General features: G+C 72.9%; 10 protein-coding genes. 9 read left to right on the top strand and 1 reads right to left on the bottom strand.

Annotated features, from left to right (window positions below; translation table 11 throughout):
• Window positions 1–73 precede the first annotated feature (73 nt).
• The 6 genes from ACGF1Z_RS25270 to ftsH all read left to right on the top strand — a co-directional run bounded on the left by ACGF1Z_RS25270 (window position 74) and on the right by ftsH (window position 9,964).
• Window positions 74–1,546, top strand: coding sequence for a hypothetical protein (locus tag ACGF1Z_RS25270; protein ID WP_393007629.1), 1,473 nt, complete (start codon window positions 74–76; stop codon window positions 1,544–1,546).
• Between the two features lie 483 nt (window positions 1,547–2,029).
• Entirely contained in the window at window positions 2,030–3,370 is a 1,341-nt protein-coding gene (locus ACGF1Z_RS25275) for an ammonium transporter (RefSeq protein ID WP_393007631.1), read from the top strand.
• On the top strand, window positions 3,367–3,705 hold the full coding sequence (locus tag ACGF1Z_RS25280) for a P-II family nitrogen regulator (protein WP_128977495.1): 339 nt from the start codon (window positions 3,367–3,369) through the stop codon (window positions 3,703–3,705). Before ACGF1Z_RS25275 ends, ACGF1Z_RS25280 begins: the two co-directional genes overlap by 4 nt.
• A gap of 25 nt (window positions 3,706–3,730) precedes the next feature.
• Window positions 3,731–6,175: a [protein-PII] uridylyltransferase gene (locus ACGF1Z_RS25285; RefSeq protein WP_393007633.1), complete on the top strand. Its 2,445-nt coding sequence runs from the start codon at window positions 3,731–3,733 to the stop codon at window positions 6,173–6,175.
• A 170-nt stretch (window positions 6,176–6,345) separates the two neighbouring features.
• On the top strand, window positions 6,346–7,899 hold the full coding sequence (gene ffh / locus ACGF1Z_RS25290; RefSeq protein WP_393007635.1) for a signal recognition particle protein: 1,554 nt from the start codon (window positions 6,346–6,348) through the stop codon (window positions 7,897–7,899).
• Window positions 7,900–8,044: 145 nt separating this feature from the next.
• Window positions 8,045–9,964, top strand: coding sequence for an ATP-dependent zinc metalloprotease FtsH (gene ftsH / locus ACGF1Z_RS25295; protein ID WP_393007637.1), 1,920 nt, complete (start codon window positions 8,045–8,047; stop codon window positions 9,962–9,964).
• Window positions 9,965–10,056: 92 nt separating this feature from the next.
• On the opposite strand, the gene ACGF1Z_RS25300 is transcribed toward ftsH, so the two are convergent.
• Complete coding sequence (locus ACGF1Z_RS25300; RefSeq protein ID WP_393007639.1) at window positions 10,057–10,782, bottom strand: class I SAM-dependent methyltransferase; 726 nt, start codon at window positions 10,780–10,782, stop codon at window positions 10,057–10,059.
• 346 nt (window positions 10,783–11,128) lie between these two features.
• On the opposite strand from ACGF1Z_RS25300, the gene ACGF1Z_RS25305 reads away from it, so the two are divergent.
• The 3 genes from ACGF1Z_RS25305 (at window position 11,129) to ACGF1Z_RS25315 (ending at window position 12,619) form a co-directional block, all read left to right on the top strand.
• A complete protein-coding gene (locus ACGF1Z_RS25305) occupies window positions 11,129–11,722 on the top strand; it encodes a hypothetical protein (RefSeq protein ID WP_345485364.1) in 594 nt (197 codons plus the stop codon).
• Between the two features lie 211 nt (window positions 11,723–11,933).
• Window positions 11,934–12,377 (top strand): 30S ribosomal protein S16, encoded by a 444-nt coding sequence (gene rpsP, locus ACGF1Z_RS25310; protein ID WP_393007642.1) that lies wholly within the window; start codon window positions 11,934–11,936, stop codon window positions 12,375–12,377.
• Between the two features lie 2 nt (window positions 12,378–12,379).
• Complete coding sequence (locus ACGF1Z_RS25315) at window positions 12,380–12,619, top strand: RNA-binding protein (protein ID WP_003980229.1); 240 nt, start codon at window positions 12,380–12,382, stop codon at window positions 12,617–12,619.
• Window positions 12,620–12,669 lie beyond the last annotated feature (50 nt).

The following is a 12,669-nucleotide window of genomic DNA, read 5'->3' on the forward strand; positions in this document are numbered from 1 at the left end:
GGACGGGCGCCGAGGAACAGGGCATCCTGGCAGGGGTTCGCGCAGACGACATCAGGTGGATGGGGGCGTTCCAGTGGGCGGCAACGGCGCAGACGGTTCGACTGCCGGCAAGCGCCCGAACGAGCAGCTGAGCTCGTGGTTCGTGCGCAGCGGCTGGTCGAAGGGCGAGCTGGCGCGCCAGGTGAACCGCCGGGCCCGCCAGATGGGCGCGCACCACATCTCCACCGACACCTCCCGCGTACGCCGCTGGCTCGACGGCGAACAGCCGCGCGAGCCCATCCCGCGGATCCTCTCCGAGCTGTTCTCCGAGCGCTTCGGCTCCGTCGTCGCCGTCGAGGACCTCGGCCTGCGCGCCGCCCACCAGTCGCCCTCCGTCTCCGGCGTCGACCTGCCCTGGGCCGGCCCCCAGACGGTCTCCCTGCTCAGCGAGTTCTCCCGCAGCGACCTGATGCTCGCCCGCCGCGGCTTCCTCGGCTCCTCCCTCCAGCTCGCCGCCGGGCCCGCCCTCATCGAGCCCATGCAGCGCTGGCTGGTGCCCACCCCGGTCGGCGAGGCCACGCCCGAGGCGCCCGGCGACGAGCGCCGCTCCCACCGGCTCTCCGCCGTCGAACTCGACCTGCTCGAGTCCACCACCGTCATGTTCCGCCAGTGGGACGCCCAGTGCGGCGGGGGACTGCGCCGCAAGGCCGTCGTCGGCCAGCTCCACGAGGTCACCGACCTGCTCCAGGAGCCACAGCCCTCCGCCACCGCCCAGCGCCTCTTCCGCTGCGCCGCCGAACTGGCCGAGCTGGCCGGCTGGATGAGCTACGACGTGGGCCTCCAGCCGACCGCCCAGAAGTACTTCGTCCTCGCCCTGCACGCCGCCAAGGAGGCCGGCGACAAGCCCCTCGGCTCGTACGTCCTGTCCTCGATGAGCCGCCAGATGATCCACCTCGGCCGGCCCGACGACGCCCTCGAACTCATCCACCTGGCCCAGTACGGCAGTCGGGACTGCGCCACCCCGCGCACCCAGGCCATGCTGTATGCGATGGAGGCCCGCGCCTACGCCAACATGGGCCAGCCCTCCAAGTGCAAGCGGGCCGTGCGGATGGCCGAGGACACCTTCGCCGACGTCGGCCTCGACCGCGAACCCGAGCCCGACTGGATCCGCTTCTTCTCCGAGGCCGAGCTCAACGGCGAGAACTCCCACTCCTACCGCGACCTCGCCTACGTCGCCGGACGCTCCCCGAGCTACGCCTCGCTCGCCGAACCCGTCATGGAGCGGGCCGTCGAACTCTTCGAGAAGGACCCCGAGCACCAGCGCTCCTACGCCCTCAACCTCATCGGCATGGCCACCGTCCACCTGCTCAAGCGCGAGCCCGAGCAGTCCGTCGTCCTCGCGGAGAAGGCCCTCGGCATCGCCCGCAAGGTGCGCTCCGAGCGGGTGAACACCCGGCTCCGCAAGACCGTCGACACCGCGGCCCGCGACTTCGGCGACGTCGCCGAGGTCGTCCACCTCACCGACCGGCTCACCGCCCTGCTCCCCGAGACGGCGGAGGCCGTCTGAGCCCGGCGCACCGCGCCCCACCGACCCCGGCCGCGCCGGCCGTCCCGTAAACCCCGATCGGCTCCCCCGCCGCAAGGTCACACGGACGGCCGACGCGGCCGGTCCTCGTGCCGCGGCCCCTGATACGCCCGCCGCCACGGTCCGCGGTCCGCCCCGCGGTCCGGCTGGCAGCGTCCCGGTGGCCCTGCGGCCTCTGGCGTGCCCGCGGCGGGAACCTCGCCGGGAGGCGCGGGCGGGGCTCCCGGGGCGGTCCGGCGCCCCGGGGGACGTGATCCGGGGATGGTACGCCCGTTACCGCACCGTGACCCTGCCGTTCACGGCCGCGTAACACGCCCCGCCTCTTCGTCACTGCGGCGAAACATCGAGCGGCATCGGCGGAAACCGCGCTGCGCGAATCTCTGGCGCATAACCGGCCACCCCACATGGCCGAGCCGCTCCCGGCCGCCGCCCCGCACAGGCCGTACCGACGACGAGGAGACGCCGATGGCATCAGCCATCACGACCCTGGCAGGAGACGCGCCCACGCTGTCCTCCGCCAACACCGGGTTCATGCTCATCTGCTCCGCCCTGGTCATGCTGATGACCCCCGGCCTCGCCTTCTTCTACGGAGGCATGGTCCGCGTGAAGTCCACCCTGAACATGCTGATGATGAGCTTCGTCAGCCTCGGGATCGTCACGATCCTGTGGGTGCTCTACGGCTTCAGCATCGCCTTCGGCACCGACACCGGCTCGCTCTTCGGCTGGTCCTCCGAATACGTCGGCCTCAGCGGCATCGGCCTCACCGAGCTGTGGGACGGCTACACCATCCCGGTGTACGTCTTCGCCGTCTTCCAGCTGATGTTCGCCATCATCACCCCGGCCCTCATCAGCGGCGCCCTCGCCGACCGCGTCAAGTTCACCGCCTGGGCCCTCTTCATCACCCTGTGGGTGAGCATCGTCTACTTCCCCGTGGCCCACTGGGTCTGGGGCACCGGCGGCTGGCTCTTCGAGATGGGCGTCATCGACTTCGCCGGCGGCACCGCCGTCCACATCAACGCGGGCGCGGCGGCCCTCGGCGTCATCCTGGTCATCGGCAAGCGCGTGGGCTTCAAGAAGGACCCGATGCGCCCGCACAGCCTCCCCCTCGTCATGCTCGGCGCCGCCCTGCTCTGGTTCGGCTGGTTCGGCTTCAACGCCGGCTCGTGGCTCGGCAACGACGACGGCGTCGGCGCGGTGATGTTCGTCAACACCCAGGTCGCCACCGCCGCCGCCATGCTCGCCTGGCTCGCCTACGAGAAGCTGCGCCACGGCTCCTTCACCACCCTCGGCGCCGCCTCCGGCGCGGTCGCCGGCCTCGTCGCCATCACCCCCTCCGGCGGCTCCTGCTCCCCGCTCGGCGCCATCGCCATCGGCGCGGTCGCCGGCCTGCTGTGCGCCATGGCCGTGGGCCTCAAGTACAGGTTCGGCTACGACGACTCCCTCGACGTCGTCGGCGTCCACCTCGTCGGCGGTGTCGTCGGCTCCCTCCTCGTCGGCTTCTTCGCCACCGGCGGCGTCCAGTCCGACGCCAAGGGCCTCTTCTACGGCGGCGGCCTGGACCAGCTCGGCAAGCAGGCGGTGGGCGTCTTCTCCGTCCTGGCCTACTCTCTGATCGCCTCCGCGATCCTCGCCCTCGTCATCGACAGGACGATGGGCATGCGGGTCACCGAGGACGACGAGATCTCCGGCATCGACCAGGTCGAGCACGCCGAGACCGCGTACGACTTCAGCGGAGCCGGCGGCGGCATCGCCCCGCGCACCACCGCCGCCCCCGCCCCGACGCAGAACACGAAGGTGGACGCATGAAGCTCATCACCGCGGTCGTGAAGCCGCACCGGCTCGACGAGATCAAGGAGGCGCTCCAGGCCTTCGGCGTCCACGGGCTGACGGTCACCGAGGCCAGCGGCTACGGCCGCCAGCGCGGCCACACCGAGGTCTACCGGGGCGCCGAGTACACCGTCGACCTCGTCCCCAAGATCCGCATCGAGGTCCTCGTGGAGGACGACGACGCCGAACAGCTCATCGAGGTCGTCGTCAAGGCCGCCCGCACCGGCAAGATCGGTGACGGAAAGGTGTGGAGCGTCCCGGTGGAGACCGCCGTACGGGTCCGCACCGGCGAACGCGGACCGGACGCGCTGTAGCGCACGACTTGTGAGGAGCCGCCGGGTGACGAGCGACGTGAAGACGGACACGGAAGATAGGGGACCCGGCGGTTACGCGGCGGCCCGGCTGCGCCTGCTCTCCGAGCAGGCGCGGTCCGGGCCGCCGCGCCGTACCGCCCTGGCGCGGCTCACCGACGACTGGCTGGCCGGCCTGTGGGCGGCCGCGGGGGCGCCCCCCGGCACGGCCCTCGTGGCCGTCGGCGGCTACGGACGCGGCGAGCTCTCCCCGCGCAGCGACCTCGACCTCCTCCTGCTGCACGACGGCAGCGCCGACGCGGGCGCCGTCGCCGCGCTGGCCGACCGCCTCTGGTACCCCGTCTGGGACCTCGGCATCGCCCTCGACCACTCCGTGCGCACCGCCGCCGAGGCCCGCAGAACGGCCGGCGAGGACCTCAAGGTCCAGCTCGGCCTCCTCGACGCCCGGCCCCTCGCCGGCGACACCGGCCTCGCCGCCGGCCTGCGCACCACCGTCCTCGCCGACTGGCGCAACCAGGCACCCCGCCGGCTCCCCGAACTCCACGCCCTGTGCCGCGAACGCGCCGAGCGCTCCGGCGAGCTCCAGTACCTCCTCGAACCCGACCTCAAGGAGGCCCGCGGCGGACTCCGGGACGCCCAGGCCCTGCGTGCCGTCGCCGCCTCCTGGCTCGCCGACGCCCCCCGCGAAGGACTCGACGACGCCCGCCGCCGCCTCCTCGACGCCCGCGACGCCCTCCACCTCGCCACCGGCCGCGCCACCGACCGGCTCGCCCTCCAGGAACAGGACGCCGTCGCCGCCGAACTCGGCCTCCTCGACGCCGACACCCTGCTCCGCGAGGTGTACGAGGCCGCCCGCACCGTCTCGTACGCCTCCGACGTCACCTGGCGCGAGGTCAACCGGGTCCTCAGGGCCCGCTCCGCCCGGCCCCGGCTCCGCTCCCTCCTCGGCCGCTCCGGCGCCGCCAAAGCGCCCGTCGAACGCACACCGCTCGCCGAAGGCGTCGTCGAGATGGACGGCGAGGTCGTCCTCGCCCTCAGCGCCCGCCCCGAACGCGACCCCGTCCTGCCCCTGCGGGCCGCCGCGGCCGCCGCCCAGGCCGGTCTGCCGCTCTCCCTGCACGCCGTCCGCCGGCTCGCCGCCGCCGCGAAGCCGCTGCCCGTGCCCTGGCCCGCCGAGGCCCGCGAGGAACTCGTCACCCTCCTCGGCGCCGGCGAGCCCACCGTCCCGGTCTGGGAGGCCCTGGAGGCCGAGGGCCTCATCACCCGGCTGCTGCCCGACTGGGAACGCGTCCGGTGCCGCCCCCAGCGCAACCCCGTCCACACCTGGACCGTCGACCGGCACCTCGTCGAGACCGCCGTCCGCGCCGCCTCCCTCACCCGCCGTGTCCACCGCCCCGACCTGCTTCTCGTCGCCGCCCTCCTGCACGACATCGGCAAGGGCTGGCCCGGCGACCACTCCGTCGCCGGCGAGACCATCGCCCGCGACATGGCCGCCCGGGTCGGCTTCGACCGCGCCGACGTCGCCGTCGTCGCCACCGTCGTCCGCCATCACCTGCTCCTCGTCGAGACCGCCACCCGGCGCGACCTCGACGACCCCGCCACCGTCCAGTCCGTCGCCGCCGCCGTCGGCACTCTCGGCGCCCTGGAACTCCTGCACGCCCTCACCGAGGCCGACGCCCTCGCCACCGGCCCCGCCGCCTGGTCCACCTGGCGCGCCTCCCTCGTCGCCGACCTGGTCAAACGCGTCGCCGGCGTCCTCACGGGGGAGGAGCTGCCCGATCCCGAGGCCGCCGCGTTCAGCGCCGAGCAGGAACGGCTCGCCATCGAGGCGCTCCGCACCGGCGAGCCCGTCCTCGCCCTGCACACCGAGCCGGTCGTCCCCGACGGCTCCGGCGAACCCGAGCCCGTCGGCGTCGAACTCCTCGTCGCCCTGCCCGAGCGGCCCGGCGTCCTGCCCGCCGTCGCCGGCGTCCTCGCCCTGCACCGCCTCACCGTCCGCGCCGCCGACCTGCGGGCCATCGCCCTGCCCCTGGAGCTCGGCGACGGACCCGTCCTCGTCCTCGACTGGCGGGTCGCCGCCGAGTACGGCTCGCTGCCCGAGGCCCACCGGCTCCGCGCCGACCTCGTGCGGGCCCTCGACGGCTCCCTCGACGTGGGCGCCCGGCTCGCCGAACGCGACGCCGCCTACCCGCGCCGGCGCGGCGTCCAGGCCCCGCCGCCCCGCGTCACCGTCGCCGCCGCCGAATCCCGCCTCGCCACCGTCCTGGAGGTCCGCGCCCAGGACGCGCCCGGCCTGCTCCACCGCATCGGCCGGGCCCTGGAGGGCGCCGAGGTCCGGGTCCGCAGCGCCCACGTCTCCACGCTGGGCGCCAACGCGGTCGACACGCTGTACGTGACCCGGCCGGACGGCACGCTGCTGGCCCCGGAGGAGGCCGCCGGGCTGGCGAAGACCCTGGAGGAGGCACTGCGCTGAGGCGGTGACGCCGGGCGGCCCGGCCCCCGCCCCGGTCCGCCTCCCGCGGCGGCGGGCTCCTCACCCCTCACCTGCCGGATGGGGCGGGTGAGGGCACACACTTCGAGCGGCCGGATACCCTGGAGGGCAGTCCGCCTGCCCGCCCACGACATCGAGGATCCGCGACCGCCGTGTTCGATACCCTCTCCGACCGCCTTTCAGCGACTTTCAAGAATCTCCGCGGCAAGGGGCGCCTCAGCGAGGCGGACATCGACGCCACCACGCGTGAGATCCGTATCGCCCTGCTCGAAGCCGACGTCGCGCTGCCGGTCGTCCGGGCGTTCATCAAGAACGTGAAGGAGCGCGCCCTCGGGGCCGAGGTCTCCAAGGCGCTCAACCCGGCCCAGCAGATCATCAAGATCGTCAACGACGAGCTGGTCGGCATCCTCGGCGGGGAGACCCGCCGCCTGCGGTTCGCCAAGACCGCGCCGACCGTGATCATGCTCGCGGGTCTGCAGGGTGCCGGTAAGACCACCCTCGCCGGAAAGCTCGGCCTCTGGCTCAAGGGCCAGGGTCACACCCCGCTGCTCGTCGCCTGCGACCTCCAGCGCCCCAACGCCGTCAACCAGCTCTCGGTCGTCGCCGACCGCGCCGGCGTCGGCTTCTACGGCCCGCAGCCGGGCAACGGCGTCGGCGACCCGGTCCAGGTCGCCAAGGACTCGATCGACTACGCGCGCACCAAGCTGCACGACGTCGTCATCGTCGACACCGCCGGCCGTCTCGGCATCGACGCCGAGCTGATGCAGCAGGCCGCCGACATCCGCGACGCGGTCTCGCCCGACGAGATCCTCTTCGTCGTCGACGCCATGATCGGTCAGGACGCCGTCAACACCGCGGAGGCCTTCCGCGACGGCGTCGGCTTCGACGGCGTGGTGCTCTCCAAGCTCGACGGCGACGCCCGCGGTGGTGCCGCGCTCTCCGTCGCGCACGTCACCGGCAAGCAGATCATGTTCGCCTCCAACGGCGAGAAGCTGGACGACTTCGACGCGTTCCACCCGGACCGCATGGCGTCCCGCATCCTCGGCATGGGCGACATCATGTCGCTCATCGAGAAGGCCGAGCAGACCTTCAGCCAGGAAGAGGCCGCCAAGATGGCCTCCAAGCTGGCGTCCAAGAAGGGCCAGGAGTTCACGCTCGACGACTTCCTGGCGCAGATGGAGCAGGTCCGCAAGATGGGCTCCATCTCCAAGCTGCTCGGCATGCTCCCCGGCATGGGGCAGATGAAGGAGCAGATCGCCAACATCGACGAGCGCGAGGTCGACCGCGTCGGCGCCATCATCAAGTCGATGACCCCGGCCGAGCGCCAGGACCCGACGATCATCAACGGCTCGCGCCGCGCCCGTATCGCCAAGGGCTCCGGTGTCGAGGTCAGCGCCGTCAAGGGCCTGGTGGAGCGCTTCTTCGAGGCCCGGAAGATGATGTCGCGCATGGCGCAGGGCGGCGGCATGCCCGGCATGCCGGGGATCCCGGGCATGGGCGGCGGCCCCGGCCGGCAGAAGAAGCAGATCAAGCAGGCCAAGGGCAAGCGCAAGAGCGGCAACCCGATGAAGCGGAAGGCCGAGGAGGAGGCCGCCCAGGCGAGGCGCGAGCAGGCGCAGGCCGGCGGCGCCTTCGGTCTCCCGGCGGCGGGCCAGGGCCCGGGCGACTTCGAGCTCCCGGACGAGTTCAAGAAGTTCATGGGCTGACGTCCGGGCAGGACGTCGGTCCCACGGAGGGGCCCGGGGCGGTGCGAAACCGCCCCGGGCCCCTTTTCGTCCGCCCGGACCACCCGTAATGCCGGGTATGTTCCGCTCTTCGATACTGGGGCCACTGCTGCCCCGAGGAGAGCCCGTGGCCAACCCCGTACCCCCGCGCGACCGGACCGACCAGCCCTGGCGCTCGGAAGGGGCCCCGCCGCCCCCGCCGGCCAGGAAGAGGATGCCCGGCGGCTGGGGCGGGCTCATCCTCACCGCGCTCGTCGTCTACCTGATCGCCAATCTCGTCCTGTCCTTCTTCAACGAGAAGGACGGGCCCACCATCTCCTACACCGAGTTCGACAAGCAGGTCGCGGCCGGCAACGTCACCAAGATCTACTCCAAGGGCGACGCGATCCAGGGGCAGCTGAAGAACAAGCAGCCCGTCCCGAACGGCGACGGCGACTACACCAAGTTCACCACCCAGCGGCCCGCCTTCGCCGACGACCAGCTGTGGGCCCAGCTCACGAAGAACAACGTCACCGTCACCGCCGAACCCGTCGTCCAGGAACGCAGCTTCCTCGCCAACCTGCTGATCTCGCTCGCCCCCATGCTGCTGCTCGTCGTCCTGTGGGTGTTCATCGCCCGGCGGATGAGCTCCGGGATGGGCGGCGCCGGCGGCATGCTCGGCCGCAAGGCCCCGCCCAAGCCCGTCGAACTGGAGGGCGTCAAGCGCACCACCTTCGAGGACGTCGCCGGCATCGACGAGGTCGAGGGCGAGCTCAACGACGTCGTCGACTTCCTGAAGAACCCCGACGCCTACCGCGAGATGGGCGCCAAGATGCCCCGTGGCGTGCTGCTCGCCGGCCCCCCCGGAACCGGCAAGACCCTCCTCGCCCGGGCCGTCGCGGGGGAGGCCGGCGTGCCGTTCTTCTCCGCCTCCGCCTCCGAGTTCATCGAGATGATCGTCGGCGTCGGCGCCTCCCGGGTCCGCGAGCTGTTCGCGGAGGCCCGCAAGGTCGCCCCCGCCATCATCTTCATCGACGAGATCGACACCATCGGACGGGCCCGCGGCGCCGGCGCCGGCATGGGCGGCCACGACGAGCGCGAGCAGACCCTCAACCAGATCCTCACCGAGATGGACGGCTTCACCGGCTCCGAGGGCGTCATCGTCCTCGCCGCCACCAACCGCGCCGACGTCCTCGACCCCGCCCTCACCCGTCCCGGCCGCTTCGACCGCATCGTCCACGTCAACCCGCCCGACCGCGGCGGCCGCGAGGCCATCCTCAGGATCCACACCCGGCAGATCCCGCTCGCCCAGGACGTCGACCTCGAACACGTCGCCAGGACGACCCCCGGCATGACCGGCGCCGAACTCGCCAACCTCGCCAACGAGGCCGCGCTCCTCGCCGTCAAACGCCAGCAGAAGGCCGTCACCCGGTCCGACCTCTCCGACGCCCTGGAGAAGGTCCAGCTCGGCGCCGAACGCCCCCTGGTCATGCCCCTGGAGGAGCGCCGCCGCACCGCGTACCACGAGAGCGGCCACGCCCTCCTCGGCATGCTCCAGCCCGGCGCCGACCCCGTCCGCAAGATCACCATCGTGCCGCGCGGGCGCGCCCTCGGCGTCACCCTCTCCACCCCCGAGTCCGACAAGTACGCCTACACCGAGGACTACCTGCGCGGCCGGATCATCGGGGCGCTCGGCGGCATGGCCGCGGAACAGGTCGTCTTCGGCGTCATCACCACCGGCGCCGAGAGCGACCTGGAACAGGTCACCAACATCGCCCGCGGCATGGCCGGCCGCTGGGGCATGAGCGCACGCGTCGGGCGCCTCACCGCCATCCCCGGCGACGCCCAGCAGGCCTACGGGCTCTCCGCCGCGCCCGCCACCCTCGACACCGTCGACGAGGAGATGCGCCGCATCGTCGACGAGTGCTACGAGAGCGCCCTGCGGCAGCTCCGCGAGCACCGCGACAAACTCGACGCCCTCGCCGAGGCCCTCCTCACGAACGAGACGCTGGAGGAGGCGGAGGCGTACCGGGCGGCGGGCATCGCCCGACTCGCGAAGGAGCCGTAGCGGCGGCCGCCCCGGGGCGGGGCGACGCCCGTGGGCCGCCCTGCCGCCCTGCCGGCCGGTCCGGGGGCCGGGGGGTCACGTCTCCCCGGGGGTCACGCCGCCCGGGCGATCACGTAGCGGAAGACGTTCGGCATCCAGACGGTGCCGTCCGGGCGGACGTGCGGCTCCAGCGCCTCCTGGAGCTCCTTCTCCACCTGGTCGGGGTCGGTCGCGCGGACCGCCGCGTCGAACTCGCCCGTCGACAGCAGCCCCCGCACCGCGCTGTCCCGGTCCGCGTAACCGAACGGGCAGGCCACCCGGCCCGAGGCCGCCGGGCGCAGCCCCGCCGCCGTGACCGTCTCCTCCAGGCCGCCCCGCTCCGTGCCGGCCCAGCCCGTCAGCCGGGCCGCGACCCGCAGCACCGTGGCCGTCGCGCACCGCTCCGCGGGGCCCCAGCCGGCCAGGACGAACGCCGCGCCCGGTTCGGCCGTCCGGGTGACGGCCGTCAGGCCGCCGGGGATTCCGGCGGTCCCGTGGAAGGCCGTGATCACGTCGTACGGACCCGCGTCCGGAGCCTCCGCCGTCCCGAGCGGCGCCTCGGGCAGGCGCTCCCTGGCGAGCGCCACGCGCGCGTGGTCCCGGTCGGCGCCGGCCACCCGCGCCCCGCGCCCCGCGGCCATCAGGAGCGCGAGACCGGAGCCGCAGCCGAGGCCGAGCACCCGGGACCCGGCGCCCACGCCGAGCCGGTCGTACACCGCCTCGTAGAGCGGGACGAGCATGCGTTCCTGGATCTCGGCCCAGTCGCGCGCGGGATGGTGCGGGACGAGCGTAGGTGTCATGGAAAGCGCCCCAATCGGTACCTGGACGACAACCCCCCGTAGCCAGGGAACTGCGCATCGCGGCCCCCGTCCAGTGCTCGGGCCGGACGTTCCGGACGGACTTCCCGCGGCCGGGGCGACTCCGGCCGGATGCCGCCGGGGGAGGGGGGCCGGTGCCCGAGTTCGGGCAACCGCCCGGTACTGTCCTCCCACCACCGTCCCGGAGCGCGTGATCTGCCCGCGCGCCGGGGCGTATGCGCCGCTACGCGCACCTCCGGACGCATCCCCACCGACTGACGGGTACGTGCAAAATATTTGACTTGCCCCGGAATGGAACCCGGAGGGGATCCGGCTCGTTGTACCCGACGTGAGCACGACACCCCCTGTTCTCGCCGCAGAGCTGGCGCAGGCGTGGGCCGACATTCAGCGGCACCACCCCGAGCTGCCCGACCTTGCCGCGCCCGAGTCCCTGATCGGAGAGTCCTCGTCCGCCTGCGGCGCCGAGCTCTCCTTCGAGCGACTGCTCCATGAGGCAGTCCACGGCATCGCCGCCGCCCGAGGTGTCCGCGACACCTCACGCGCCGGCCGCTATCACAACCGCAGATTCCTCGCGATCGCCGAGGAACTGGGCCTGGACCATCCCGAGGAACCGCACGCGAGCAGCGGCTTCTCGCTGGTCACCCTGAACGCGGAGGCCAGGCGGCGCTACCGGCCCACCATCGAGCGGCTCCAGCGTGCGCTCAAGGCCCACACCGTCGCGACCGCGGCCGACACCAAGCGCTCCTTCCGCGGGCCGGCCGCCCGGCACGGCTCCTCCGGCGGCGGCGTGCGGGTCAAGGCCGTCTGCGACTGCGGGCGCAACGTCCGCGTGGTCCCCTCCGTGCTCGCCCAGGCGCCGATCGTCTGCGGCGGCTGCGGCAAGCCCTTCCGCATCCCGGAGACGGTGGGCGCCGCGAGCTGACCTCCGGGTCGGCCGACCCGGGGCGGGGGCCCGGGGCGGCCGACCCCGGACGGCCGGCCCCGCGGCGTGTGGCACAATGGCTAGCTGTACTCGACAGTCGCACAGGACCCCTCTCTCCTCCGGCTGACGCGTCCATCGGGCATCCGAGTACCGCAACCCCACGTGGCATCTCAAGTGCCCAACCACGTCAAGACCAGGAGACACCACTCCAGTGGCAGTCAAGATCAAGCTCAAGCGCCTCGGCAAGATCCGCCAGCCGCACTACCGCATCGTCGTCGCCGACTCCCGCACCCGCCGGGACGGTCGTGCGATCGAGGAGATCGGCCTCTACCACCCGACGTACAACCCGTCGCGTATCGAGGTCGACTCCGAGCGTGCGCAGTACTGGCTGTCCGTCGGCGCCCAGCCGACCGAGCCGGTTCTCGCCATCCTGAAGCTCACCGGCGACTGGCAGAAGCACAAGGGCCTCCCCGCTCCGGAGAAGCCCCTGCTCGCCCCGGCGACCAAGGAAGCCAAGCGTTCCACCTTCGACGAGTTCGCCAAGGCTCTCGAGGGCGACGACAACAAGGGTGAGGCCATCACCCCGAAGGCCAAGAAGGCCGACAAGAAGGCGGACGAGGCCGAGGCCGAGTCCACCGAGTCGACCGAGGCCTGATCATGCTCGAGGAGGCTCTCGAGCACCTCGTGAAGGGCATCGTGGACAACCCCGACGACGTGCAGGTCGCCTCGCGCACCCTGCGTCGTGGCCGCGTTCTCGAGGTCCGGGTCCACCCCGACGACCTCGGCAAGGTGATCGGCCGCAACGGCCGCACCGCGCGTGCGCTGCGTACCGTCGTGGGCGCCATCGGCGGCCGTGGCATCCGTGTCGACCTCGTCGACGTGGACCAGGTCCGCTGAACGTTTGACACCGGCACGGGCCGGGGAGGGCCGTCGGCCCTCCCCGGCCC

Source organism: Streptomyces sp. NPDC048018 (genome assembly GCF_043202995.1).
In the GTDB taxonomy this organism is placed as follows: Bacteria; Actinomycetota; Actinomycetes; order Streptomycetales; family Streptomycetaceae; genus Streptomyces.